Origin of the sequence: Helicobacter pylori (assembly GCF_030323545.1) — a bacterium.
GTDB lineage: Bacteria > Campylobacterota > Campylobacteria > Campylobacterales > Helicobacteraceae > Helicobacter > Helicobacter pylori_CO.
In genome coordinates, this window is the sequence record NZ_CP122954.1 from 1,310,974 (window position 1) to 1,336,213 (window position 25,240).

Below are 25,240 nucleotides of genomic sequence, written 5' to 3' on the forward strand. Positions count from 1 at the left end.
TAAATTGAATAGGGTTTATCAATATTTGACAAAAATAAGATCAAAAAAATTTTTTATTAACTCTTTTGGTGTAGGATAGCGATCAAGGTTTTTATGAAAATAAAAGCCTAAAACAATTTTAAAAAAAAGGACTTTTGATGAAAACATTTGAAATTTTAAAACATTTGCAAGCGGATGCGATCGTGTTGTTTATGAAAGTGCATAACTTCCATTGGAACGTGAAAGGCACCGATTTTTTCAATGTGCATAAAGCCACTGAAGAAATTTATGAAGAGTTTGCGGACATGTTTGATGATCTCGCTGAAAGGATCGTTCAATTAGGACACCACCCTCTAGTCACTTTAACCGAAGCGCTCAAACTCACTCGTGTTAAAGAAGAAACTAAAACGAGCTTCCACTCTAAAGACATCTTTAAAGAAATTCTAGAGGACTACAAACACCTAGAAAAAGAATTTAAAGAGCTCTCTAACACCGCTGAAAAAGAAGGCGATAAAGTCACCGTAACTTATGCGGACGATCAATTGGTCAAGTTGCAAAAATCCATTTGGATGTTGCAAGCCCATTTGGCTTAAGCTATCAAAAAGAAGCCCAGCATGAGAGATTACAGCGAGCTTGAAATTTTTGAGGGAAACCCCTTAGACAAGTGGAATGACATTATTTTTCATGCGAGTAAAAAGCTTTCTAAAAAAGAGCTAGAAAGGCTTTTAGAGCTTCTGGCTCTTTTGGAAACTTTTATAGAAAAAGAAGACTTGGAAGAAAAGTTTGAATCTTTCGCTAAAGCTTTAAGAATAGATGAAGAGTTGCAACAAAAAATAGAAAGCAGAAAAACAGACATTGTGATCCAATCCATGGCGAATATTCTCAGCGGGAATGAATGAGCTTATCCGCTATGGCTTGATATTCCTCTTTTTTTTAAAGGCGTTTGGGCTTGATTATGGGATAGATAAAACGCTAGAATTAAAAAAAGATGAAGTGTTTAGAACCGTTATCAAAGACACTTCAAACGAACAAACCAAAGAAATCACACTCTATTGGACGCTATATGCAAATAAAGGTTTAGTCATCAACATGCGTTTTAACCATTTCCCTTACCAGTTTATTTTATACACCGATCATGCGAGAAACACCTATAACCTCAAAGTTTTTGAAGAAAAATTTTCTTCTAACAGCACTCTGTCGCTTGTGTTTAAAGATTTTAAAGAAGATAAAGCCGCTTTAAGGCTTTTGGCCCTTATGCCCCTTGTTTTTTCTCCTAAAGAGCCTTAAGGAATTTGCATGCAAGAAAAACAACTTAAAACCATTCAAAATAAGATCGCTTCTTGGATCAAAGAAATAGAAAGCGGCTTTATAGACGAATTGTTTTCTAAGATCGGCCCTTCAAAAATGTTGCGCTCCAAACTCATGCTCGCTTTATTGAATGAAAAAACAAACGCTACTTTATTAGATAAAGCACTCAATTTGTGCGCGATTGTAGAAATGATACAGACCGCTTCTTTATTGCATGATGATGTGATTGACAAAGCGACCATGCGCCGAAAACTCCCTAGCATTAACGCTCTTTTTGGTAATTTTAACGCTGTGATGCTTGGAGATGTGTTTTATTCTAAAGCCTTTTTTGAATTGTCTAAAATGGGTGAATCCATCGCTCAAGCCCTCTCTAATGCGGTTTTAAGGCTCTCTAGGGGTGAGATTGAAGATGTGTTTGTGGGGGAATGTTTCAATAGCGACAAACAAAAATACTGGCGCATTTTAGAAGACAAGACCGCTCATTTCATAGAAGCGAGCTTAAAGAGCATGGCGATTCTTTTAAATAAAGACGCCAAAATGTATGCGGATTTTGGATTAAATTTTGGCATGGCGTTTCAAATCATTGACGATTTATTAGACATCACTCAAGACGCCAAAACTCTAGGTAAGCCCAATTTTAGCGATTTTAAAGAAGGCAAAACCACTTTACCCTACTTGCTTTTATATGAAAAATTAAATCAACATGAACAAGGGCTTTTAATTTCTTATTTTAAACAAGATAGCCATGAAATCATAGAATGGACTAAGGAAAAATTCAAGCAATATGGTATCATAGAAGAAACCCTTAAAATCGCTCAAGTTTATTCTAAAAAGGCCCTTGAAGCCATTAAAGGGGAAAACAATTTGATTTTAGAAAAACTAGCGCAAGATGTCATTTATAGGACTTTTTAATGGAGTTAGAAACTCATTTGTCAAAATATTTCACCCTAGCCTTTACGCATAAAAGCATGAGCTTAGAAATGCGAGAAAAACTCGCTATCAATTCGAACGCAACGCTTAAAGAATTTTTACAAACCATTAAAACCCACTGCCCTAACATCAAAGAGTGCATGGTGTTATCCACATGCAATCGCTTTGAAATCTATGCGAGCCTGAAACACGGCGCTAATACTAATGAACAAAAAAGCGCACTATTAAAGATTTTGGCTCAAAATAAAAAAATGAGCGTGTCTGATTTAGAAAAATGCGCTTTAATGAGCGTTGATGAAAGTGCAGTCCATCATGTCTTTAGCGTGTGCAGCAGTTTGGATAGCCTAGTAGTGGGGGAAACTCAAATCACAGGGCAGATGAAGAACGCCTATAAATTCGCTTTTGAAGAGAAATTTTGCTCCAAAGATTTAACCCGATTGCTCCATTTTGCTTTCAAATGCGCCGCTAAAGTGCGCAATCTAACCGGCATTTCAAAACAAGGGGTTTCCATCTCTTCAGTGGCGGTCAAAGAAGCGCTTAATATTTTTGAAAAAGAAAGGATTAAGGATAAAAAAGCCCTTGTGATAGGGCTTGGCGAGATGGCTCAATTAGTCATCAAGCACCTTTTAAACAAGCAATTTGAAACGCTTGTCTTAGGGCGTGATGCGGCTAAATTTGAAGATTTCATCAAAGAATTAGAAGAGCCTAAAAAAGTGAGCTTTCAAAATATAGAAAATTTAAACGCTTATATCAATGAATACGAACTGCTTTTTTGCGCCACTTCTTCGCCGCATTTTATCGTGCAAAATCGCATGTTAAAAGAAACGATTTTCAGGCGTTTTTGGTTTGATTTAGCCGTGCCACGAAATATTGAAAAGCCGGTATTCAATAATATTTTCTTATACAGCGTGGATGATTTAGAGCCTATGGTAAGAGGAAATGTGGAAAACAGGCAAGAGAGCAGGACGAAAGCTTATGAGATTGTAGGGCTTGCCACAATGGAATTTTACCAATGGATCCAAAGTTTAGAAGTAGAGCCTGTAATTAAGGATTTAAGGGAATTGGCTAGGATTTCAGCCCAAAAAGAATTGCAAAAAGCACTTAAAAAACGCTATGTGCCTAAAGAATACGAAAGCAACATTGAAAAGATCTTACACAACGCTTTCAATACTTTTTTACACCACCCTACCATCGCCTTAAAAAAGAACGCTCAAAAAGAAGAATCCGATGTGCTTGTGGGCGCGATTAAAAACCTGTTTAATTTGGACAAATCTAACGCTAACCATGCTCAGAATTTGAATCTCTATAAATGCGAATATTACGAGGAATAATGCATGCTATTTTCAAAACTCTTTGCCCCCACCCTCAAAGAACCCCCTAAAGATGCCGTGTTAAAAAGCCATAAACACTTAGCTCAAGCAGGATACATTTATCAAGTAGGCAGCGGGATTTATAATTTTTTGCCTTTAGCTAAAAAAGTGCTAGACAAAATAGAAAACATCACGCACAAACGCATGCAAGAGCATGGGGCGCAAAATATTTTAATGAGCTTTGTGGTTTTGGCGAGTTTGTGGGAAAAATCAGGCCGTTTGGATAAATACGGCAAGGAATTATTGGTTTTTAAAGACCGAAAAGACAATGATTTTGTTTTAAGCCCCACTTTAGAAGAAAATATCACCGAAATTGCCGCTAATTTCATTAAAAGCTACAAGCAATTACCCATCCATCTCTATCAAATCCACACGAAATTCCGTGATGAGATCCGCCCTCGATTCGGGTTGGTGAGAGCGAGAGAATTTATCATGAAAGATGGTTACAGCTTTCATGAAGACGCTGAAAGCTTGGATGAGGAATTTTTAAACACGCAGAGTGCTTATAAAGAGATTTTAAGCGATTTGGGTTTGGATTTTCGCATTGTGGAAGCGGATAGCGGGGCGATTGGAGGGAGTAAAAGCAGGGAATTTGTCGTTTTAACAGAATGCGGGGAAGACACGATCGTGGTGTGTCAAAATTGCGATTATGCCGCCAATATTGAAATCGCTAAACGCTCTAAAAGGCCTGAGCTTTTAAATGTCCCCAAAGCGCAATTAGCGAAATTCCCTACCCCTAATACCACCAGCGCTCAAAGCGTGGCGGAATTTTTTAAAACAGAGCCTTATTTTGTCTTAAAAGCGCTTGTTAAAAAAGTGATCCATAAAGATAAAGAAACTCTAGCGTGCTTTTTTGTTAGAGGCGATGACAATTTAGAAGAGACTAAAGCCCTGAACGCTTTGAACATTATAGGAGCGAACGCTTTAGAATTAAGAGAGGCCAATGAAGAAGATTTAAACCACGCAGGGTTAATAGCGGGCTTTATAGGGCCTTATGGCTTGAAAAAGCATGTTTCTTACATCATTTTTGATGAAGATTTAAAAGAGGGCGATTGCTTGATCGTTGGGGCTAATGAAAAGGATTTTCATGCGGTGGGCGTGGATTTAAAAGGGTTTGAAAACCTTGTTTATGCGGATATTGTCCAGGTTAAAGAGAGCGATCATTGCTCTAATTGTCAAGGGGCGTTGAAATACCATAAGAGTTTGGAAGTGGGGCATATTTTCAAACTCGGGCAAGGCTATGCTAAAAGCTTGAAGGCTAGTTTCTTGGATAAGAATGGTAAGGAGCGGTTTTTTGAAATGGGGTGCTATGGGATAGGTATTAGCCGATTGCTCAGTGCGATTTTAGAGCAAAAAAGCGATGATCTAGGCTGTGTGTGGACGAAAAATACCGCTCCTTTTGATGTGGTGATCGTGGTTTCTAATTGGAAAGATGAAGCGCAAAAAAAACTCGCTTTTGAAGTGTATGAAAGGCTGCTTCAAAAGGGCGTTGATGCGCTGCTAGATGACAGAGACGCGCGTTTTGGGGCAAAGATGAGGGATTTTGAATTGATTGGGGAACGATTGGCGCTCATTATTGGGAAGCAAACTTTAGAGAGTAAAGAGTTTGAGTGCATCAAACGCGCTAATTTGGAAAAACAAACGATCAAAGACACCGAATTAGAAGAAAAAATTTTAGAAATGTTAGCGAGCGAATAAGGGGGAGTGAGTGGGAAATTTAGTGATTGGCTCTAGGGGGAGCGAATTAGCCTTATGGCAAGCGAATCACATTAAAGAACGCCTGAAAAAAGAATGCTCTATAGAAAGCAAGATTCAAATCGTTAAGACTAAGGGCGATAAAATCTTAGACACCCCTTTAAATAAGATTGGCGGTAAGGGGCTATTCACTAAGGAATTAGAAGAATTGCTTTTAAAAGGCGAAATTGATTTGGCGGTGCATTCTTTAAAAGATGTGCCGGTCGTGTTTGAAAAGGGGTTAGACTTGGCATGCATCACCAAAAGGGCTGATGTGAGAGACACTTTTTTAAGCGTGAAATTCCCTAATTTGATGAGCTTGCCTAAAGGGGCAAAGGTTGGCACGACTTCTTTAAGGCGCTCCATGCAACTCAAAATGAAACGCCAGGATTTAGACACAGAAAGCTTAAGGGGGAATGTCCAAACCCGTTTGAAAAAGCTTGAATGCGGAGAATTTGACGCTATCATTTTGGCTGAAGCTGGGTTGTGCCGCCTAGAAATTCAAGGAGCGAAATACCGCAAGGCTTTTAGCGTGGAAGAAATGATTCCTAGCATGGGTCAGGGGGCTTTAGGGGTAGAAATGCTCAAAAACCACAAGCATTTTGCCACGCTTCAAAAACTCAACGACGAGAAAAGTGCGTTTTGCTGCCGTTTAGAAAGGGAGTTTATCAAGGGGCTTAATGGGGGGTGTCAGATCCCTATAGGCGTGCATGCGAGTTTAATGGGCGATAGGGTTAAAATCCAGGCGGTTTTAGGCTTGCCTAACGGGAAAGAAGCCATCACTAAAGAAAAGCGAGGGGATAAAACTAAAGCGTTTGATTTAGTTCAAGAGCTTTTAGAAGAATTTTTGCAAAGCGGGGCTAAAGAGATTTTAGAAAAGGCGCAGTTGTTTTAATGCGTTTGTTTATCGCGCTAGTTTTGTTTTGGTGGTGGTTAAGTTTGAACGCTAAAGAAGCGGATTTCATTTCTGATTTAGAATACGGGATGGCTCTTTATAAAAACCCTAGGGGTGTTGCGTGCGCGAAATGCCATGGCATTAAAGGCGAAAAGCAAGAAATCACCTTTTATTACGAAAAAGGCGAGAAAAAAATCCTCTACGCCCCTAAAATCAACCATTTAGATTTTAAAACCTTTAAAGACGCCCTGAGTTTAGGCAAAGGCATGATGCCTAAATACAATCTCAACTTAGAAGAAATCCAAGCGATTTACCTTTACATCACCTCTTTAGAGCCTAAAGAAGAGCGTAAGGATTCTCTTAAGCCTTAAGCAAAGCGCTTGATTTATGTTAAAATGGTGCGTTGCATTTTTTGTTTTGATTAAAGAGGGTTCTAAAAATCAGAATTTAAAAGAAGGTAGGAATGAGCGTCAAAATTTTAAAAATATTAGTTTGTGGGTTATTTTTTTGGGGCTTAAACGCCCATTTATGGGGGAAACAAGACAATAGTTTTTTGGGGATTGCTGAAAGAGCCTATAAAAGCGGGAATTATTCTAAAGCGGCATCTTATTTTAAAAAAGCATGCAACGATGGGGTGAGTGAGGGTTGCACGCAATTAGGGATCATTTATGAAAACGGGCAAGGCACTAGAATAGATTATAAAAAAGCCCTAGAATATTATAAAACCGCATGCCAGGCTGATGATAGGGAAGGGTGTTTTGGTTTAGGGGGGCTTTATGATGAGGGGTTAGGCACGACTCAAAATTATCAAGAGGCCATTGACGCTTATGCTAATGCGTGCGTTTTAAAACACCCTGAGAGCTGCTACAATTTAGGCATTATTTATGACCGAAAAATCAAAGGCAATGCCGCTCAAGCGGTTACCTACTATCAAAAAAGCTGTAATTTTGATATGGCTAAGGGGTGTTATGTTTTGGGCGTGGCTTATGAAAAAGGCTTTTTAGAAGTCAAACAAAGCAACCATAAAGCCGTCATTTATTATTTGAAAGCGTGCCGATTGGATGATGGGCAGGCTTGCCGCGCGTTAGGGAGTTTGTTTGAAAATGGCGATGCAGGGCTTGATGAAGATTTTGAAGTGGCGTTTGATTATTTGCAAAAAGCTTGTGCTTTAAACAATTCTGGTGGTTGCGCGAGTTTAGGCTCTATGTATATGTTAGGCAGGTATGTCAAAAAAGATCCCCAAAAGGCTTTTAATTTTTTCAAAAAAGCATGCGATATGGGGAGCGCAGTGAGTTGCTCTAGGATGGGCTTTATGTATTCCCAAGGGGACGCTGTTCCAAAAGACTTGAGGAAAGCCCTTGATAATTATGAAAGGGGTTGCGATATGGGCGATGAAGTGGGTTGCTTCGCTCTAGCGGGCATGTATTACAACATGAAAGATAAAGAAAACGCCATAATGATTTATGACAAGGGCTGTAAGCTAGGCATGAAACAAGCATGCGAAAACCTCACTAAACTTCAGGGGTATTGAAAAATTTTAATCAATCCCCTAAATCATCGTGTTTGACTCAAAACTTTTCAAAGATTTGGCTCTGTTTTAAGAGCTAAAGTAGAAACCCACCCTATTAATTTTTTAATCTTTAGTGTTTTTAGGGATTTGTCTATTTTCAAAAAGAAAACTTTTTGAATGTTTTTTGCGGTTGTTTGATTGTGTTTGTTGGCGTGTTTTTATAGTATAAATTTTTGTTAGGTTAGCTTGAAGTGGGTTTTAGGTTTAAAAGTCCTATAAAATAAAAATGTTTTAGCGTATTTTTGCACTACTATGGATAGATATGCGTTTGGTTGTGTTTTTCAATGGTTTTAATTTATGGCTTTGCGTGTTATTATTATAAGCACGCTACAAACACGAATCACACGATAATAGAGCGGTATGCATGTGCTATAAAAAGACTTGATAAAAATAACGAAAAATAGTTAAATTTCAAGCGTTCTTTTAAAAATTGTTGTCAGATGAGACAGATAAAAACGCTTTTAGTTTAAAGATAGAGTTTTAGGGGTTTTTTGTGTTGGTTTAATTGTTCTTTAATTTTTTAAAAAATGGGATTTTTAAAACTCATAAAAGGATAAGGGGTATTTTGAAATCATTCCCCTACAACCTCCAAACTCCCCCTAACCCCATAAGAACGCTAGAGCTATCACTCGCTTAGCTCTTTTATTTTAAGTTATAAAAAATACCTTTTGTTTTAAAACCCTACAAAGACCAATAGATCGCTCCAAAGAACACCAAAAACCCTATTAAAACGCTTATAAACATGCGTTTAGTGTCCTTAAAAGCCACCATTAAAAACGCGCTCAAATAAAACAACAATAAAAACACGCAAAAAATCCCCAAAAGCGCCTTAAACACAACGCCCACCTTAGCCTTATGCAGCATGATGAGCGCGCCTAAAAAACCCCTTTCAATGGTTTTGATTTTTGTTTGAGCGCCTTGAGTTTCAAGGTTGATTTCATACAAAGCCGTGCCAATAACCAACGCTCCCCTATACTCTCTAGGCTCTATCTTTTTAGGCATAGCGATATGGTTTTCTTTTAGAAAGTCTTTTAAAAAATCCAATCGTTCTTCTTTTTTTAAGGGTTTTTCTAAAACCCACTCTTTGATCTTAGCGCCAGTGTCTTGGCGCACCCCAAGGAGCAATGAAAACCCGCTAATCGCAAAAAGAAGCGCCAAAGGGAAGAAAAAAGTGGTCGCATAAATGTGGAAATAACGCATCATTGCACTCATTATTGCAACATGTGGCTCACGAATTTAGAAAAATTATCCAAGATCAACCCCCCTTTTCTAAACCCTAGCGCACAAGATTCATAAGCAAAAAACACATTAGGCTGATAATACAACCCGTTATGCGAATTGAGCTCGTAAAACTCCTGATAAACGGGTTTGTGGTTAGAATAAACGCCGTCCGTTTTCAAAAGCGATTGCATGGAAGCTTCAAAGATTTCACTATTCGCTCCTTCCCTACCAAAAGCCACTTTTTTGATTTGCTTTTTATTGGCCAAAGGTTCATAGCTCGCTTCTAACAATAAGGGGTGGTTGGGGTATCTGTCCCATAAAAGTTTTAAAAAACGCTTGGATTGGAAAAGGATCGTGTAAGCCGGATTTAAAAAAATCGTGTTTTTATTTTCCATCATGCCTTGCATCAAAAGGGCTAATTCTGGCTCATCAATAGCGATGTTTTCCCATGGGATTAACTTGAATAAAAACTCATAATTCAAGCCGTTTTTAAACACGCCCTCTTCTGCATTAAATTCTACCTCATCAATGTAAGAAAAATCCGTTTCAAACCCCACGCTCTGAGCAGCGTCTTGTAAAAAACGCATGGTGCGCTCTTCTTCAATATTCCCCCTAACGCTTGAAAAAAGGATTTTCCACCCCTCATACATTTCCTCAAAACGGCTCGTGTCTTCGCCTAAAGTTACCATGCGTTTGAAATTCTCGCCAAGCGCTTCATAAAGGTTATTGAATTGCTTGTTTTCATCATAGCCATTCGCTTTGAGTAACGCCCATTGAATCACCGCAGTTTCATAGAGCATGGTAGGGGTATCAGCGTTAAATTCCAGTAATTTAATGGGTTTACCATCAAGCCCCCCAGCTAAATCAAAACGCCCATAAATATGCCAATGCACTTCCTCTTCAAAACTCTGTTTGATCATAGGAATGAGCGCGTTAGGAATATCCAATTCAAAAAAGCGATCGTTTTTAATAGCTTCTTCAGCCGTCTCCACAAACATGTCATAAAGCTCATTACAAGCGTCATAATAAGCGTCCGCTTCTTTTTGAGAAACAACCACCATTTCATCAGCGATATAAGATGACATGTCGTCATTAGTGTGCCAATCTAAGCCGATTTCTTCTAAGGTCTTATTGTCTAAAGGTTTTAAAGGAATCACTTGCATTTTTTAGCCTTGAATAGATTAAATTATGAGTTAAAGCCCCTTGTCCCAGAGCTTACCGCAGGCGAACTGGTAGGTCTACTAGAGCCAAAAAACCCGCTCTGTCCCTTACTCGCTGTGCCCATGCTTGAAGCGCTAGGTGCGCTTTTAGAAAAGGAATTTTGAGAGCGTTGGTAAGCTTGTGGGGATTTGTAGGTCCGTTGGGCGTTTTGCTGATAATTAGGGTTATTGAAAAGCTTATTGCCAATATAACTCCCTAAAATCGCCCCCGCCGCACTCCCTAAAATCGCACTCCCCAAGCCAAAGCCTGAGCTTTCATTACTCCCTCCACTCCCTCCATTATTAGGCTGGACAAGCTTGCTCGTGCCGTTATCAATTTTGGCTTCTTCTTCTTTGATGAGCTTTTGAATCTCTTCGTTGCTTAGCACGCGTTCATTACCTTGCAAATCGCGCACTATAATGTGGGTTCTTGAGCTAGGGTATTCTTCAACAACCTTGTAAGATTTATCCTTTTGTTCTTCTAAAATCACAAACGCGCCTTTTTGAACACTTTGACTTAGAGAGCTTTGCTCTTTTGGTTTGTCATCGGCATTGCTCTTACACCCCACAATGCTCACCATCACTAACGCACTCAAACCACCCACGATCGCATAATCAGAAATCTTTCTGTAGGGTTTTTTCATGAGAGTAACCTTATATCATGCCTTATAATGGTATAAGAAAGGCACACCCTTAATCACGCCAGATTCAAAAATCTCTTTAGTGGTATTTTCCACTTTAGTGCGCAAATCTTCAGGCTCTTTTTGAGCGTTAATATCGTATTGGGTGGAATAAATCTTTTCAAGAATAGAGATTTTATCTTCCACGCTCGCTCCCCTAGCCCTAGCTTTCGCCATTTCTTCTTGGATCAAAGCCGCTTTTTTAGCTGAATTGACTCCAAGCCACCCCACTACAACCATTCTCACGGTGTTTTCTTTTAAGTGATCCCTGAGTTTAGTGAGCTCTTTTTGGCAATGCGGGCACATGGGATCAGAAACAATATAAAGGATTTTATCCTTATTTTTAGCGTTAGTAGAGGGCAACTCTATCGCATAATCAGCCGGTATTTCATTAAAAATAGCGTTCAATTTCGCGCTGTTTTGCTGGGTAGCGTTAAGGGCTTGGACTTTTTGATTGGTTTCTGCGACTAACTGCACATCTTCGCTTTTATTACTAAAAAAGATATTGCTAAGCCCTATGACTAAATTACCATCCTTACTCACTACAAGCGGAATATTGTATTTAGTGTCCGGATCTTCAATAACGACCATTTTTAAATCCTGGCTGGATTTTAAAGGTTTGATTTCTAAAATACGCACCTTTTTATTGGTTTGTTTTTCAATCACGCTCACTAAATTATCTTGCATCCGTTTGTCATTAGCTGAAACTGAATGTTTAGGGGCTGCCCCTAAGCCTACAAGAAGTAACGCGCTCAACACACTCGCTCTTAATATCATTAAAACTCCTAAAGTTCAATAGCCTAACCCTTACAATAAAAGGAATAAGCTTTTAATGGGTATAATACCATAAAAATCCCCTATTTTCATAAGGCTTAAAAAGGTTTAAAGATGATTATCATTCCTGCTAGATTAAAATCCAGTCGTTTTGAAAATAAAGCGCTAAAAGATATTTTTGGCTTGCCTATGGTAGTGCGTTGCGCTAAAAATGCGAATCTTGTAGATGAATGCGTAGTCGCTTGCGACGATGAAAGCATCATGCAAACATGCCAAAAATTCCGCATTAAAGCGGTGCTAACCTCCAAACACCACAATAGCGGCACAGAACGCTGTTTGGAAGCGGCGCGAATTTTAGGGTTAAAAAGCGATGAAAGGGTTTTAAACTTGCAAGGCGATGAGCCTTTTTTAGAAAAAGAAGTCATTTTAGCCTTATTAGAAGCCACCAAAAACACCCCTTTCATGGCGACTTGCGCTAAAGTCATTGATGAAGAGCGAGCCAAAAGCCCCAATTTAGTCAAAGTGGTTTTAGACAATCAAAATAACGCCTTGTATTTTTCGCGCTCCCTTATCCCTTTTTTACGAGATGCTAGTGCGAAACGCCAAACCCCCCTTTTAGGGCATATCGGTATTTATGGCTTCCACAATAAAGAAATATTAGAGGAATTGTGCGCTTTAAAACCTTGCGTTTTAGAGGAACTGGAAAAATTAGAGCAATTAAGGGCTTTGTATTATCAAAAAAAGATTGCAGTGAAAATCGTTCAAAGCCAAAGCGTAGGCATTGACACCAAAGAGGATTTAGAAAACGCTTTGAAAATTTTTAGCCCCAATCTCCTTGAGCGATAAATTTTAAAAAGCGCTCAAAGCATTTTCCACCATCAAAAACCTCTTTTTAAATCCAAAAAAAAGCAAAATTTCTTAATTTTTGCTCAATTTTATTAAAAATTCAATAAATTTATGGCACAATTTAAACGCATTGTAAATAAAGTTTCAATTTGATACGATTTTACAAATAAAACATTGCTTTAAGGAACATTTTATGAAAAAAACGATTTTACTTTCTCTTATGGCGTCATCGCTCCTTGCTGAAGATGACGGCGTTTTTATGAGCGTGGGCTATCAAATCGGCGAAGCCGCTCAAATGGTGAAAAACACCGGTGAAATCCAAAAAGTCTCCAACGCTTACGAAAATTTAAACAATCTTTTAACCCGCTATAACGAACTCAAACAAACGGCCTCTAGCACTGATTCAAGCACCACTCAAGCGATTGATAATCTAAAAGAGAGTGCTAGCCGATTAAAAACGACCCCTAATAGCGCTAATCAAGCCGTGTCCTCAGCGCTCAGCTCTGCGGTGGGTATGTGGCAAGTGATAGCCTCTAATTTAGCCAGTGGCACGCTACCCACTGATAAATACAACCAAATCAATGCGATTTCTCAATTGCTCCAAAACACCTTAAATAAAAACAATAAACTCACGATTGGAAATGACTACGAATATCTTTAACTCAAGCTAGCACCATTATTAGCACCCTTCAAAGCCAATGCCCAGGGATAGACGGAGGCAATGGCAAACCATGGGGCATTAATGCAAGCGGGAACGCATGCAATATTTTTGGCAACACCTTTAGCGCCATAAACAACATGATTGCTAGCGCTAAAGAAGCCGCCGCTCAATCCCGAAGAACTAATCCAGAAAATCCAAACCAGCAAAACGCATTCAACAACGCTGATTTCACTAAAAACCTTAATCAAGTATCAAGCGTTATTAATGACACTATCTCTTACCTCAAAGGGGACAATTTAGAAACCATCTATAACACCCTTCAAAAAACGCCCGGTTCTAAAGGGTTTCAAGGTTTGGTGAGCCGGTCTAGCTATAGTTATTCCCTCAACGAAACTAAATATTCCCAATTCCAAACCACCACCAAAGAGTTTGGCCATAACCCCTTTAGAAGCGTGGGTTTAATCAATTCTCAAAGCAATAACGGAGCGATGAATGGCGTGGGCGTGCAATTAGGCTATAAGCAATTCTTTGGGAAAAATAAATTTTTTGGGATCCGGTATTACGCCTTTTTTGATTACAACCATGCCTATATCAAATCCAACTTTTTCAACTCCGCTTCTAATGTTTTCACTTATGGTGCAGGCAGCGATCTTTTATTGAATTTCATCAATGGCGGATCCGATAAAAACCGCAAAATTTCTTTTGGCATTTTTGGAGGCATCGCTCTGGCAGGCACGACATGGCTTAATTCGCAATTTGTGAATTTAAAAACCACCACTAGCATCTACAACGCTAAAATCAACAACACCAATTTCCAATTCTTATTCAATACCGGTTTAAGGCTTCAAGGGATTCACCATGGCGTTGAATTAGGAGTGAAAATCCCCACCATCAACACGAATTACTATTCTTTCATGGGCGCTAAATTAGCATACCGAAGACTTTATAGCGTGTATTTCAATTATGTTTTGGCTTATTGATATTGAATCGGTTCTCATTACTGAGGACAAAGCCAATTTTTTGGCTCTCTTTTTGGCTTTCAATGAATAACGGCACCATTTTACTTGACTTTTTACAAAAAACACACTAAAATTTCTCTGTATTTTTTGAGCGAAATTCCAGATTAGCTCAGCGGTAGAGTAGGCGGCTGTTAACCGCTTGGTCGTAGGTTCGAATCCTACATCTGGAGCCATACTTTTAACTCATCTTTTTTTATAGCAAAATTCACGCAATCCCTTCAGATTTGATCCATAACACATTGACTAAAACCCCCACCACAACCCCTATCGCTAAATTATGCGTGTATAAAACCACCGCCACGACTAAGAGCATGTTGAGCGTGTCATAGAGCTTGATTTTTTTAATGTTAATAATGGATTGGAAATTAAAAGTGGTGAAAGAAATCATCACCATCACCGCCACAACCGCCACAATGGGGATCTTAACCACATATTCATTAAACACTAATATCAGCACCATTAAAGAAAAGCCGGCAAAAAAAGTAGAAAGCCTTGTTTTAGCCCCGGATTTTGCGTTGATGATAGACTGCCCCACCAAAGCGCACCCTGTCATTCCCCCCAAAAGCCCTGAGATGATATTCCCCAAGCCTTGCGCTTTAGTTTCTTTATTTTTATCGCTCACGCCGTCTTTTAAAATCACATCTAAAGTTTTAGCGGTCAATAAACTTTCTATCGCGCCTACTAGCGCTAAAGAAAGAGCGTAAGGCAACAACTCTATCAAAATTTTAAAATCCAAATTTTTTGGGATAATGATGAAATGAAAGCCTGAAACCCCTTGCTCAATGCTCCCCAAATTCGGCGCATGCATATCAAAAATTAAAGCGATCGCGCTCACTGCAAGGATACAAATCAGATTAGAGGGGATTTTTTTAGTGATTAAGGGGAAGAGGTAAATGATCAATATCCCAATAGCGAGTAAGACAAACACCCCTAAATTTTGGTTTTGAAGGAATTTGAATTGCTCCATTAAAAGCAAAATGCCTAGCGCGTTCACAAAGCCATACATCACTGATTGGGGGATAAACCTCAAAAGATTCCCTACTTTCAAATAACCTAAAAGAATTTGCAACACCCCTGCCATAAGAGTCGCCACGCCCGCGTATTCAAGCCCATAATTTTTAACCACACCCACTAAAATGAGCGCCACTGAGCCGGCCGCTGCGCTAATCATCGCCTTTCTAGCCCCAAAAAGAGACAACACAAAAGCCATGTAAAAGGTCGTATAAAACGCCACGCCCACATCTAAACCCACCATGATCGCAAAGCCGGCCGTCTCTGGGATCACAGAAAGCCCCACCACAAAACCAGACAACAAATCTTTTTGAATGTTGCTCAACCATTCTTTTTGTATCTTTTCAAACATGCCTTTCTTTCTCATTAGAATGGCTTGATTATAAGATTTAAAAACCAATTTCAAACCAGATAAAATCCCTTTTCTTAAATCAAGCTCTATGATATTTTATTGTAAAAAATACTTAAAATTGTTTTTTTTTTTTTCAAAATATAAATTTTAAGCTAAAAATAAGCATTTTATGGTAAAATGGCGAAATTTCATAAACATGGCTATCATGGGAATGTGAAACTAACAAAAATCTATCAAAAGGAGTAAAACATGAAAAAATCCCTCTTTCTCTCTCTTTCTCTCATGGCTTCACTATCAATGGCTGAAGATGACGGATTTTACATGAGCGTGGGCTATCAGATCGGTGAAGCGGTTCAAAAAGTGAAAAACACAGGAGCACTACAAAATCTTGCGGACAGATACGATAACTTAAACAACCTTTTAAACCAATACAATTACTTAAATTCCTTAGTCAATCTAGCCAGCACACCGAGTGCGATTACCGGTGCGATTGACAATCTAAGCTCAAGCGCAATCAATCTCACTAGCGCTACCACCACTTCTCCGGCCTATCAAGCTGTGGCTTTAGCGCTCAATGCCGCTGTGGGCATGTGGCAAGTCATAGCCCTTTTTATTGGCTGTGGCCCTGGCCCTACCAACAATCAAAGCTACCAATCGTTTGGTAACACACCAGCCCTTAAGGGGACAACCACCACTTGTAATCAAGCGTATGGGACAGGTCCCAATGGCATTCTATCCATTGACGAATACCAAAAACTCAACCAAGCTTATCAAATTATCCAAACCGCTTTAAACCAAAACCAAGGAGGCGGAATGCCTGCCTTGAATGACACCACCAAAACAGGGGTAGTCAACATACAACAAACCAATTATAGGACCACTACACAAAACAATATCATAGAGCATTATTATACAGAGAATGGGAAAGAGATCCCAACCTCTTATTCAGGCGGATCAGCATTCTCGCCTACGATACAATTGAAATACAACAATGACGCTGAAACCTTATTGCAACAAGCCGCTACTATCATGCAAGTCCTCACCACTCAAAACCCGCATGTGCAAACGAGCAATGGCGGTAAAGCATGGGGGTTGAGTTCTACGCCTGGGAATGTGATGGATATTTTTGGCCCTTCTTTTAACGCTATTAACGAGATGATTAAAAACGCTCAAGCCGTTTTAGAAAAAACCAAACAGCTTAACGCTAATGAAAATACCCAAATCACACAACCAGACAATTTCAACCCCTACACTTCCAAAGACAAAATCTTCGCTCAAGAAATGCTCAACAGAGCGAACGCTCAAGCAGAGATTTTAAATTTAGCCCAACAAGTTGCGAATAATTTCCACAGCATCCAAGGGCCTATCCAAGGGGATTTGGAAGAATGTAAAGCAGGATCGGCTGGTGTGATCACCAATAACACTTGGGGTTCAGGCTGCGCGTTTGTGAAGGAAACTTTAAACTCTTTGGAGCAACACACCGCTTATTATGGCAATCAGGTCAATCAAGAGAAAGCTTTGGCTCAAACCATTTTGAATTTTAAAGAAGCCCTTAACACCCTGAATAAAGACTCTACAGCGATTAATAATGGTATCTCTCACTTGCCTAATGCTAAGTCTCTTCAAAACATGACGCATTCCACTCAAAACCCTAATTCCCCAGAAGGTCTGCTCACTTATTCTTTGGATACCAACAAATACAACCAGCTCCAAACCATCACGCAAGAATTAGGCAAAAACCCCTTTAGGCGCATCGGCGTGATTGACTATCAAAACAATAACGGCGCAATGAACGGGATCGGCGTGCAAGTGGGCTATAAGCAATTCTTTGGCAAAAAAAGGAATTGGGGGTTAAGGTATTATGGTTTCTTTGATTATAACCATGCTTATATCAAATCTAATTTTTTTAACTCGGCTTCTGATGTGTGGACTTATGGGGTGGGTATGGACGCTCTTTATAACTTCATTAACGATAAAAACACCAACTTTTTAGGCAAAAATAACAAACTCTCTGTGGGGCTTTTTGGTGGCTTTGCGCTAGCCGGGACTTCGTGGCTTAATTCTGAATTCGTGAATTTGAACATGGTGGGCAATATCTATAGCGCTAAGATGAATGTGGCTAATTTCCAATTTTTATTCAATCTAGGCTTGAGAATGAACCTCGCTAGGCCTAAGAAAAAAGACAGCGATCATGCCGCTCAGCATGGCATTGAACTAGGTTTTAAAATCCCTACGATCAACACCAACTATTATTCTTTCATGGGCGCCAAACTAGAATACAGAAGGATGTATAGCCTTTTTCTCAATTATGTGTTTGCTTATTAAAAACCCTCTTTAAAAAAGGGGTTTGTTTAAAAACGCTTGAAAGCCTTTTTAAATTAAGCAGTAAAGAGCCTAGATAATCTCTTGCAACCGCTCTCAAGCGATAAAATTAAAGTAATCAAAACCCTATTTTTGCAATCATTAAAGAAAATTTTTTAAAGATTGTCACTCTTTTTTGATAAAGTAATCATTTAAAATTTAGGGAGTTTTTTATGGAAGAATCAACAGCGTTTATTTTGGCTCTTGTGGGGCTATTCACTGGCATTACCGCCGGGTTTTTTGGTATTGGTGGGGGGGAGATTGTCGTCCCTAGTGCGATTTTTGCCCATTTTAGCTATAGCCAAGCGGTGGGTATTTCGCTCATGCAAATGCTTTTTTCTTCAGTGGTCGGCTCTATCATCAATTACAAAAAGGGCTTATTGGATTTGAGAGAAGGCTCATTTGCCGCGCTTGGAGGGCTAATGGGGGCGATTTTAGGGAGCTTTATTTTAAAGATCATTAACGATAAAATTTTAATGACTATATTTGTGGTGGTGGTGTGCTACACCTTTATCAAATACGCTTTTTCTAGCAACAAGAAACCAGAGCATTTTGAAGAAATGCATTTTGATTTGCATGCGAATAACAAAACGCCCGAAAAAAAGCGCCCAATCCCCTTTGTGTCTATGGATAGAACGCATGGGGTTTTGATGCTCGCCGGTTTTGTTACCGGCATTTTTTCTATCCCGCTAGGCATGGGTGGAGGGATTTTAATGGTGCCGTTTTTGGGCTATTTTTTGAAATACGATTCTAAAAAAATCGTGCCTTTGGGGCTATTTTTTGTGGTGTTCGCTTCTTTATCCGGGGTCATTTCTCTTTATAACGGGAAGGTTCTTGATGATATAAGCGTTCAAGCGGGGGTGATTACCGGTATTGGAGCGTTTTTAGGGGTGGGCATTGGCATCAAGCTCATTGCTTTGGCTAATGAAAAGGTGCATAAAATCCTGTTGCTCCTCATTTATGCTTTAAGCATTTTAGCGACTTTACACAAGCTCATTATGGGTTAAAAATTTAAAAATAAATCAAGGGCATTTTTAAAATTAATATCAAAAAGCTTTCTAAGAGCAAGCGATAACCTCTAAAAAAGCGCTTCTTTAGGGTTAGGGGGGTTTAGTTTGGGGGTTGTAATGGGATAACCCCCTACCCCCTTAAAAAATAAGTTTGAAACAAAAAATAAAATTAAAAATCCCATTTTTAAAAAAATAAAAAGTTTTAGTTATCTTTATTTGATGAGAACAGAGTCAAAAAATACATTTTTTAAATGACTTCTTTTAAGAAATAAAATATTTTATAGGGGTTGTTTTTTTTGAATAAGAATAGTTAAAAAACAATCAGTTAAGGTGATTTTTAGCGTTTTTAAGATAACCCATAAGAACAACCCAAACGCTTAAACCCCCTATTTTAACCCCCCCTTAAGAGAGCTTAGTCATTACCCCTTAATGCGTTTTTTTATCCTGGATGTATTTTTTCAATTCACCCCTTTTGATATAAGGGATAAACTCGCCATAACCCTCTTTTTCCATGTCTTTTAAGGGGATAAACCTTAAAGCCGCGCTGTTGATGCAATACCTTAAGCCCCCTAATTCTTTGGGCCCATCGTTAAACACATGCCCTAAATGCGCCTTACCAATACGGCTCAACACTTCAATGCGTTTCCTATTAAGGCTCTCATCGTCTTCGTATTTCACCACATCTTTATTGATAGGCTTAGAAAAGCTTGGCCACCCGCAACCAGAGTCGTATTTATCCGCTGAAGAAAATAACGGCTCGCCTGTGGTAATATCCACATAAATGCCCTCTTCTTCTTTGTTGTAATACTCATTTTCAAAGGGTTTCTCAGTGTGTTTGTTTTGAGTCACCTCATACTGGAGTTTGGTGAGTTTTTTCTTTAAAACTTCATCGCTTGGTTTGGTGTATTTATCATCATCCACAATCACTTCATCCGCCTTTTTCAAATCAATATGGCAATAACCACCGGGGTGTTTTTTCAAATAATCCTGGTGGTATTCTTCAGCCCTCACATAATTTTTTAAAGGCTCCACCTCAATAGCGATTTTGCCTTTCACTTCTTTTTGTAACGCTTTTAAGGCGTGGTCTATCACTTCTTTATCCGCACTATTGACATAATAAATCCCTGTGCGATACTGCCTGCCCACATCATTACCTTGCTTATTCACGCTCACCGGATCAATCACCTTAAAATAGTAACGCAACAATTTGTCCAAACTGATTTTTTTAGGATCATAAACCACTTTCACGCTTTCAGCATGATCGCTCTCATGCAACTTTTCATAATTCGTGCTTGAAGTCTTGCCGTTAGCGTAACCAGAGCTTGCATCTATGACGCCATAAATCCTCTCCATATACGCCTCTAGCCCCCAAAAGCACCCCCCAGCCAAGTAAATCACTCTTTCATCGGTTTTTTGGTGTTTAGCCCCCATGTTTTCATTCGCTTGCATAAACGCTCCTATTAGTAGAAAAAGATAAAAATGTTTCAAGTAAGATAATACTTTCATTGAATAACCTTTGTTTTAATTTTAATGGTGTCTGCCATTATAACTAAAAAAGATGGTAATTGCTCTTTAAATTGAGTTTAAATTTCAATAAGGCTTTGTTCTACTAGGTAACAAAAGTTCATCACATCCATTCAACAATCTTACCCACCACATTGGCTTCATAGCATTTGATAGAGGTTTTTTGATTGGGTTTTTTGGGCAAAATGGCTTTTAAAAAGCCGTAATTTTCCATTTCTTTCAATCTAGCGTTCAAATTAGGGGCTTCTAAAATCCTGCCATTCAAACTCACTTCGCCCAAAAACGCCGTTTTATTGTCAATTTTTCTGTTTTTAAAGCTTGAAAGGATACTGGCAATGACCGCTAAATCGCAAGCCGGCTCGCTAATCTTAATGCCTCCGCTCACATTAATGAACACATCATGGCGGTTTAAGGGGATTTCTAGCTTTTTTTCCAATAAAGCAATAAGCATGTTAAGGCGGTTAGTGTCAAACCCGTTCGCTAATCGTTTGGGCGCTCCAAAACTGCACTCGCTCACCAACGCCTGAATCTCTAAAATCAACGCCCTTGAGCCTTCTAAAGTGATGGTAATCGCGCTCCCCTCCATAGGCTCTTCTTTAGAAAAAAACAAGCTTGAAGCTTCTTTAGCGCCCACCAAACCCTGCTCTTTCATCTCAAACAAGCCGATTTCACTCGTAGGGCCAAAGCGGTTTTTAAAACTCCTTAAAATCCTTAATTCCCTACTGGGATCGCCCTCAAAATACAGCACGCTATCTACCATATGCTCTAGCACTCTAGGCCCTGCGATGCTCCCTTCTTTAGTGATATGGCCGATGATAAAAATAGCAATATCTCTTGTTTTGGCTAAACGCATGAGTTCAAAAGTGATCTCTCGCACTTGCGAAATAGAGCCGGGTGCTGAAGAAATCTCTGGCGAATAAAGCGTTTGGATAGAATCAATCACGCAAGCAAAATAATTTTCGCTCTCCATATTAGCCTTAATCACAGGCCAATTGATTTCATTGAGCAGATACAATTCTTTTTCTATGCAATCTAATCTAGTGGCGCGCATTTTAATCTGGCTCAAGCTCTCTTCTCCGCTCACATACAAAACCTTTTGCTGGTTTTTGGCTAAGCCAGAAGCCACTTTTAAAAGCAGAGTGGATTTCCCCACCCCAGGACTCCCCCCCACTAAATACAACCCTCCTTTAGCGATCCCCCCACCCAAAACAATATCCAATTCGCTTTGAGTAGAAGAAAACTTAATGACTTCTTCATGCTCAATTGCAGCGATAGAAACGCTTTTTTGCGCTTTTGAGATCGGGTTTTTAAGCGTGTTTAAAACTTCCTTTTGGGTTTGATTCAATTCTATAAAACTCTCCCATGCGTTGCATTGAACGCACTTGCCCAGCCACTTAAGGCTTGTAAAACCGCAATGCTGACATTCAAATAAAGAAGTTTTTTTAGCCAAAATACCACTCTTTTTTAAAATCACACAGCTAAAGACCAGATAAAAACGGAGTTTTGGTTTTGTTTTCTAGCAAAACTCGTAAAGCTACACTAAAAACAAGTTAAAAAATTATCAAGCGCCATTTTGCTCTATTTTTCTTAAAGCCTTCAAAATATAGCGTTTGATATAAGATCCCACGCTTTCTTCTTCTTCGTTAGCCATTTTCTCTAGTTTTTGGTATTGCTCATCAGAAAAATACAAGCTTACAGCACGAGTTTTTTTATTAGCGTCTGCTTTTGGTTTGCGCCCTAGTTTATTTTTAGTGCCCCTTAAGCGAGTTTCATCTGTGTTTTCTGTCTTTTCCATCAAGTTCCTTCAATCATCATCGCAAATCGCTTCAAAATAGCATGCTAGCATAAAAGTAGCGTATAATGAATAATGTTGCAAGCGCTAATCATTCCTTATCTTAAGTTTATTAGCACTCGCTCAAAAAAGGCCTTCACCCCCTAAAAATATCAAATCAAATCGGTAACACCCTAATACTGCGATCCAATAATTCCTGTAAGGCGTTTTCAATGGCAAATAAAGTCCCGGTAGTCGCGCTCATGCACCCATCGCATGCCCCCATGTAGCGGATATACACATCAATGTAATCATCGCTTTCTTTAATGTCTAAAATCTCTAAATCCCCCCCATCCATCATAAGCATCGGGCGGATATTTTCTTCAATGACTTTATCCACGGCTTTAATCTTTTGAACCATCGTCATTTCCCTGAAAGCCAATTCCCCATTTTGAGATTTATTAGCGGCGGCTTTAAGTTTTTCAGCTTCCATTTCTTCGCGCACTTCTTTAAGAATATCCACCAGGTAATAATCCCTTTTTTCATGCCCTCCAGGCCTCACACAGCTTTTACAAAAAGCGCCGGCTTTGGTGTAGTTAGTGATTTCTTCAACGCTTTTTAAATCATTAAGCCTAATCACTTCTTTAATCGTGCCTAAACTCACCCTAGCGCACTCGCACACGATGATTTCTTCTTCAAAATCTTCAGCGTTTTTCCCTAAATACATGCCGGCAGCTTTTTTGATCACATCATACGCCATCACCGAGCAGTGCATTTTTTGCCCAGGGACAGCCGGCGTGTCCGGATCGTCTCTTAAGCCTCTTTCCACATCTAAATTCGTGATTTTTACCGCATCTTGGACTCTTTTATTCAAACACAATTCCACCATCATGTCTGAGCTTGCGATCGCTGTTCCGCAACCAAAGCTTTTAAACTTCGCATCAACAATCTTATCCGTGCTTTCATCTACAAGCCAATACAATCTCACCGCATCACCGCATGCTTCTGCACCATAATCCGCTACAATGAGCTTAGCGTTTTTAGCTTTAGCCTGCTCTTCGGTGATGACCCCTAAATGCGTAGGGTTATCCATGCGCCTTTGAACTTCTTTAGAATACGCATCCCAGAGAACCGAACCCACTAAATCATGTTTTGCCATTTTGATTCCTTTATATTCTTTTTAATAAGAGCTTGAAATATTTCTCAATCTTACAGCCGCTTGAGAGAAAACTTCAATCGTTTTATCAATTTCAGCTTCCGTGTTAAAACGGCTCAATGAAAGCCTGATAGCGGTATGAGCTAATTCCTTACTCGCTCCAATCGCTACCATGACAGGATTAGCCTCTAAATCCTCACTCGCGCACGCGCTCCCTGTGGAAGCGGCGATATTGGAGCGATTCAAATCCCACAGCATGGCCTCTCCTTCAATCCCTCTCACGCTGACTAAAGTCGTGTTAGGCACACGATGGATTCGATCCCCTACCACCATCACATCAGGGATTTTCAAAAGCGCTTCTTCTAATTTGTCGCGCAATTTCCCCACCACTTCTTTTTCATAGTCTAAATGCTCTACGGCTAATCTCATCGCTTCGCCCATACCCACAATATAAGGCACATTCAAAGTCCCGCTGCGCCTACCATTCATATGCTCCCCTCCATGAAAAAGAGGGGTCAATCCCACCCCACTTCTAATATACAACCCCCCAATGCCTTTAGGCCCATGAAACTTGTGTGCGCTAAAAGAAAGAAAATCCGCATTCGCTTTCAACACATCTACAGGGATTTTACCAATCGCTTGCACCGCATCGGTATGGAACAACACGCCCTTTTCTTTACAGATAGCCCCAATTTCTTCAATAGGGAAAATGAGACCGGTTTCATTATTCGCCCACATCACGCTCACTAAAGCGGTTTTTTCTGTGATCGCTTCTTTGACTTGCTCTGCGGTGATACTCCCATGCTCATTAATGGGCAAGTAAGTAACCTCCACCCCCAAGCTTTCTAAAAAATTACAAGTGGATCGCACCGCCGGATGCTCTGCAACCGTGGTTATAATATGGTTTTTGCCTTTTTTCAAGCATTCATCAAAATACACGCCCTTTAAAACCCAATTATTGCTTTCTGTCGCGCAAGAAGTGATGATCACATCATCTATATCCCTAGCGTTAATGCCCTTATAAAGCTTGTCTAGCGCTTCTGCAATGGCTGGGTGGGTTTCTGTGCCAAACTGGTGCAACGAGCTAGGATTCCCATAATGATCCCTTAAAAAAGGATCCATGATCTCTTTGACTTTAGGGTCAATTCTCGTTGTAGCGTTATTGTCTAAATAAATTCGTTGTAACAAGGTTAATATTCTCCTTAAAATTTTACATAGATTTTCTTATCTAAGTCTAAATTATGATTAAATACAAGATATTTTCTTAATTTTAACTTAAAATAAGATGAATTTTTGAAAACATTTTGAGAAATGCGAACATCCTCCTATCAAAAACCAACAACAGCTGCTACCAAGTCGCTTAAGGTTTTTTAGGGGGTCTCCCACGCCTGTCTTTTAAAGCGTCTATCCCCCCTTGTTGGTAACGCTTCTCCCACACATAGAGTTTTTGCAATTGTTTCGCTACTTCTTTTTTAGTGGGCTTAATGCCCCTAAGGTTATAAAGAGCGGTAACTATAATGGGTTTTGGGACATTAAACCTTTGGATAAATTCCAAACAATCTTTTTTGATCTGGGAGTCTTGTTTGTTTTTGGTAATATCCACATGGCTTAAATATTGCAACACGTAAAGGCGTTTTTCTTCAGCTTCTTGCACGATTTCTGGGGCTAACTCCATCCCTTGACTAACGCCTTTAAAAAACTTATTTGAAGCCTCTTGGGCGGGATAAACGCTCAAATAAGTTTCTAGTAAAGAAATCACTCTTTTTTGCTGTTCCAATAGTGCGTCTATCTTGGTGCTCAAACGATTTATTTTACTTTCCATGCGTTCAATACTAACCACCAAAAATAAATAACTATTTAATCATTAAA

At 39.4% G+C, this 25,240-nt stretch carries 23 protein-coding genes, 1 tRNA gene and 1 pseudogene; 14 read left to right on the top strand and 11 right to left on the bottom strand.

The features are described from left to right. Positions 1–137: 137 nt before the first annotated feature. From dps to hcpE, 9 genes are all read left to right on the top strand, one after another. On the top strand, positions 138–572 hold the full coding sequence (dps, locus tag QAP06_RS06250) for a DNA starvation/stationary phase protection protein (RefSeq protein WP_286465478.1): 435 nt from the start codon (positions 138–140) through the stop codon (positions 570–572). A 21-nt stretch (positions 573–593) separates the two neighbouring features. Next, entirely contained in the window at positions 594–878 is a 285-nt protein-coding gene (locus QAP06_RS06255; protein WP_001206044.1) for a DUF2018 family protein, read from the top strand. After that, entirely contained in the window at positions 871–1,266 is a 396-nt protein-coding gene (locus QAP06_RS06260) for a hypothetical protein (RefSeq protein ID WP_286465480.1), read from the top strand. The genes QAP06_RS06255 and QAP06_RS06260 overlap by 8 nt, the downstream gene beginning before the upstream one ends. Before the next feature lie 9 nt (positions 1,267–1,275). Further along, positions 1,276–2,199, top strand: a complete 924-nt coding sequence (locus QAP06_RS06265; protein WP_286465481.1) for a polyprenyl synthetase family protein — start codon at positions 1,276–1,278, stop codon at positions 2,197–2,199. After that, positions 2,199–3,548, top strand: coding sequence for a glutamyl-tRNA reductase (gene hemA / locus QAP06_RS06270; protein WP_286465482.1), 1,350 nt, complete (start codon positions 2,199–2,201; stop codon positions 3,546–3,548). Before QAP06_RS06265 ends, hemA begins: the two co-directional genes overlap by 1 nt. A gap of 3 nt (positions 3,549–3,551) precedes the next feature. Then, positions 3,552–5,285: a proline--tRNA ligase gene (gene proS, locus QAP06_RS06275; RefSeq protein ID WP_286465483.1), complete on the top strand. Its 1,734-nt coding sequence runs from the start codon at positions 3,552–3,554 to the stop codon at positions 5,283–5,285. Between the two features lie 10 nt (positions 5,286–5,295). Further along, a complete protein-coding gene (gene hemC / locus QAP06_RS06280) occupies positions 5,296–6,216 on the top strand; it encodes a hydroxymethylbilane synthase (RefSeq protein WP_286465484.1) in 921 nt (306 codons plus the stop codon). Continuing rightward, on the top strand, positions 6,216–6,587 hold the full coding sequence (locus QAP06_RS06285; protein WP_286465485.1) for a c-type cytochrome: 372 nt from the start codon (positions 6,216–6,218) through the stop codon (positions 6,585–6,587). Before hemC ends, QAP06_RS06285 begins: the two co-directional genes overlap by 1 nt. A gap of 92 nt (positions 6,588–6,679) precedes the next feature. Further along, positions 6,680–7,747 (top strand): Sel1-like repeat protein HcpE, encoded by a 1,068-nt coding sequence (gene hcpE, locus QAP06_RS06290; protein ID WP_286465486.1) that lies wholly within the window; start codon positions 6,680–6,682, stop codon positions 7,745–7,747. 720 nt (positions 7,748–8,467) lie between these two features. Here the strand turns inward: hcpE and QAP06_RS06295 are convergent. The 4 genes from QAP06_RS06295 to dsbK are packed head-to-tail and all read right to left on the bottom strand — an operon-like array spanning position 8,468 to position 11,663. Further along, the gene (locus QAP06_RS06295) at positions 8,468–8,998 is read right to left on the bottom strand and encodes a hypothetical protein (protein ID WP_286465487.1); all 531 of its coding nucleotides are present in this window, start codon (positions 8,996–8,998) and stop codon (positions 8,468–8,470) included. Continuing rightward, a complete protein-coding gene (locus QAP06_RS06300; RefSeq protein WP_286465488.1) occupies positions 8,998–10,170 on the bottom strand; it encodes a glutathionylspermidine synthase family protein in 1,173 nt (390 codons plus the stop codon). Before QAP06_RS06300 ends, QAP06_RS06295 begins: the two co-directional genes overlap by 1 nt. A gap of 23 nt (positions 10,171–10,193) precedes the next feature. Next, positions 10,194–10,850, bottom strand: a complete 657-nt coding sequence (locus QAP06_RS06305; protein WP_286465490.1) for a UPF0323 family lipoprotein — start codon at positions 10,848–10,850, stop codon at positions 10,194–10,196. 15 nt (positions 10,851–10,865) lie between these two features. After that, on the bottom strand, positions 10,866–11,663 hold the full coding sequence (gene dsbK / locus QAP06_RS06310; protein WP_286465491.1) for a protein disulfide-isomerase DsbK: 798 nt from the start codon (positions 11,661–11,663) through the stop codon (positions 10,866–10,868). Between the two features lie 111 nt (positions 11,664–11,774). On the opposite strand from dsbK, the gene kdsB reads away from it, so the two are divergent. The 3 genes and pseudogenes from kdsB to QAP06_RS06325 all read left to right on the top strand — a co-directional run bounded on the left by kdsB (position 11,775) and on the right by QAP06_RS06325 (position 14,359). Beyond that, positions 11,775–12,506 carry a 3-deoxy-manno-octulosonate cytidylyltransferase gene (kdsB, locus tag QAP06_RS06315; protein WP_286465493.1) on the top strand — a complete coding sequence of 244 codons (732 nt, stop codon included), beginning with the start codon at positions 11,775–11,777 and terminating at the stop codon, positions 12,504–12,506. A gap of 193 nt (positions 12,507–12,699) precedes the next feature. Then, positions 12,700–14,147 (top strand): annotated as a pseudogene (gene hopA / locus QAP06_RS06320) (porin HopA). A gap of 137 nt (positions 14,148–14,284) precedes the next feature. Then, positions 14,285–14,359: transfer RNA gene (locus QAP06_RS06325), tRNA-Asn, on the top strand. 32 nt (positions 14,360–14,391) lie between these two features. On the opposite strand, the gene QAP06_RS06330 is transcribed toward QAP06_RS06325, so the two are convergent. After that, entirely contained in the window at positions 14,392–15,549 is a 1,158-nt protein-coding gene (locus QAP06_RS06330; protein ID WP_286465494.1) for a SulP family inorganic anion transporter, read from the bottom strand. A gap of 249 nt (positions 15,550–15,798) precedes the next feature. On the opposite strand from QAP06_RS06330, the gene hopM reads away from it, so the two are divergent. Both hopM and QAP06_RS06340 read left to right on the top strand, forming a co-directional pair. Further along, entirely contained in the window at positions 15,799–17,874 is a 2,076-nt protein-coding gene (hopM, locus tag QAP06_RS06335; RefSeq protein WP_286465496.1) for a Hop family outer membrane protein HopM/HopN, read from the top strand. 209 nt (positions 17,875–18,083) lie between these two features. Further along, on the top strand, positions 18,084–18,917 hold the full coding sequence (locus QAP06_RS06340; protein ID WP_286465497.1) for a sulfite exporter TauE/SafE family protein: 834 nt from the start codon (positions 18,084–18,086) through the stop codon (positions 18,915–18,917). 429 nt (positions 18,918–19,346) lie between these two features. Here the strand turns inward: QAP06_RS06340 and msrB are convergent, their stop codons facing one another. The 6 genes from msrB to QAP06_RS06370 form a co-directional block, all read right to left on the bottom strand. Beyond that, positions 19,347–20,426: a peptide-methionine (R)-S-oxide reductase MsrB gene (msrB, locus tag QAP06_RS06345; RefSeq protein ID WP_286465498.1), complete on the bottom strand. Its 1,080-nt coding sequence runs from the start codon at positions 20,424–20,426 to the stop codon at positions 19,347–19,349. A 121-nt stretch (positions 20,427–20,547) separates the two neighbouring features. Further along, entirely contained in the window at positions 20,548–21,894 is a 1,347-nt protein-coding gene (gene radA, locus QAP06_RS06350; RefSeq protein WP_286465499.1) for a DNA repair protein RadA, read from the bottom strand. Positions 21,895–22,005: 111 nt separating this feature from the next. Then, on the bottom strand, positions 22,006–22,239 hold the full coding sequence (locus QAP06_RS06355) for a ribbon-helix-helix domain-containing protein (RefSeq protein ID WP_000415833.1): 234 nt from the start codon (positions 22,237–22,239) through the stop codon (positions 22,006–22,008). A gap of 154 nt (positions 22,240–22,393) precedes the next feature. Further along, the gene (locus QAP06_RS06360) at positions 22,394–23,374 is read right to left on the bottom strand and encodes an iron-sulfur cluster assembly scaffold protein (RefSeq protein ID WP_286465500.1); all 981 of its coding nucleotides are present in this window, start codon (positions 23,372–23,374) and stop codon (positions 22,394–22,396) included. A 21-nt stretch (positions 23,375–23,395) separates the two neighbouring features. Continuing rightward, positions 23,396–24,559, bottom strand: a complete 1,164-nt coding sequence (locus QAP06_RS06365; protein ID WP_000941671.1) for a NifS family cysteine desulfurase — start codon at positions 24,557–24,559, stop codon at positions 23,396–23,398. Between the two features lie 172 nt (positions 24,560–24,731). After that, the gene (locus tag QAP06_RS06370; protein ID WP_286465501.1) at positions 24,732–25,193 is read right to left on the bottom strand and encodes a helix-turn-helix domain-containing protein; all 462 of its coding nucleotides are present in this window, start codon (positions 25,191–25,193) and stop codon (positions 24,732–24,734) included. Positions 25,194–25,240: the final 47 nt, after the last annotated feature.

Bases quoted from the DNA above. Each gene is read 5' to 3' on its own strand.
- dps (WP_286465478.1), top strand. From the start codon at position 138: ATGAAAACATTTGAAATTTTAAAACATTTGCAAGCGGATGCGATCGTG.
- QAP06_RS06255 (WP_001206044.1), top strand. From the start codon at position 594: ATGAGAGATTACAGCGAGCTTGAAATTTTTGAGGGAAACCCCTTAGAC.
- QAP06_RS06260 (WP_286465480.1), top strand. From the start codon at position 871: ATGAATGAGCTTATCCGCTATGGCTTGATATTCCTCTTTTTTTTAAAG.
- QAP06_RS06265 (WP_286465481.1), top strand. From the start codon at position 1,276: ATGCAAGAAAAACAACTTAAAACCATTCAAAATAAGATCGCTTCTTGG.
- hemA (WP_286465482.1), top strand. From the start codon at position 2,199: ATGGAGTTAGAAACTCATTTGTCAAAATATTTCACCCTAGCCTTTACG.
- proS (WP_286465483.1), top strand. From the start codon at position 3,552: ATGCTATTTTCAAAACTCTTTGCCCCCACCCTCAAAGAACCCCCTAAA.
- QAP06_RS06285 (WP_286465485.1), top strand. From the start codon at position 6,216: ATGCGTTTGTTTATCGCGCTAGTTTTGTTTTGGTGGTGGTTAAGTTTG.
- hcpE (WP_286465486.1), top strand. From the start codon at position 6,680: ATGAGCGTCAAAATTTTAAAAATATTAGTTTGTGGGTTATTTTTTTGG.
- QAP06_RS06295 (WP_286465487.1), bottom strand. From the start codon at position 8,998: ATGAGTGCAATGATGCGTTATTTCCACATTTATGCGACCACTTTTTTC.
- QAP06_RS06300 (WP_286465488.1), bottom strand. From the start codon at position 10,170: ATGCAAGTGATTCCTTTAAAACCTTTAGACAATAAGACCTTAGAAGAA.
- QAP06_RS06305 (WP_286465490.1), bottom strand. From the start codon at position 10,850: ATGAAAAAACCCTACAGAAAGATTTCTGATTATGCGATCGTGGGTGGT.
- dsbK (WP_286465491.1), bottom strand. From the start codon at position 11,663: ATGATATTAAGAGCGAGTGTGTTGAGCGCGTTACTTCTTGTAGGCTTA.
- kdsB (WP_286465493.1), top strand. From the start codon at position 11,775: ATGATTATCATTCCTGCTAGATTAAAATCCAGTCGTTTTGAAAATAAA.
- QAP06_RS06330 (WP_286465494.1), bottom strand. From the start codon at position 15,549: ATGTTTGAAAAGATACAAAAAGAATGGTTGAGCAACATTCAAAAAGAT.
- hopM (WP_286465496.1), top strand. From the start codon at position 15,799: ATGAAAAAATCCCTCTTTCTCTCTCTTTCTCTCATGGCTTCACTATCA.
- QAP06_RS06340 (WP_286465497.1), top strand. From the start codon at position 18,084: ATGGAAGAATCAACAGCGTTTATTTTGGCTCTTGTGGGGCTATTCACT.
- msrB (WP_286465498.1), bottom strand. From the start codon at position 20,426: ATGAAAGTATTATCTTACTTGAAACATTTTTATCTTTTTCTACTAATA.
- QAP06_RS06355 (WP_000415833.1), bottom strand. From the start codon at position 22,239: ATGGAAAAGACAGAAAACACAGATGAAACTCGCTTAAGGGGCACTAAA.
- QAP06_RS06360 (WP_286465500.1), bottom strand. From the start codon at position 23,374: ATGGCAAAACATGATTTAGTGGGTTCGGTTCTCTGGGATGCGTATTCT.
- QAP06_RS06370 (WP_286465501.1), bottom strand. From the start codon at position 25,193: ATGGAAAGTAAAATAAATCGTTTGAGCACCAAGATAGACGCACTATTG.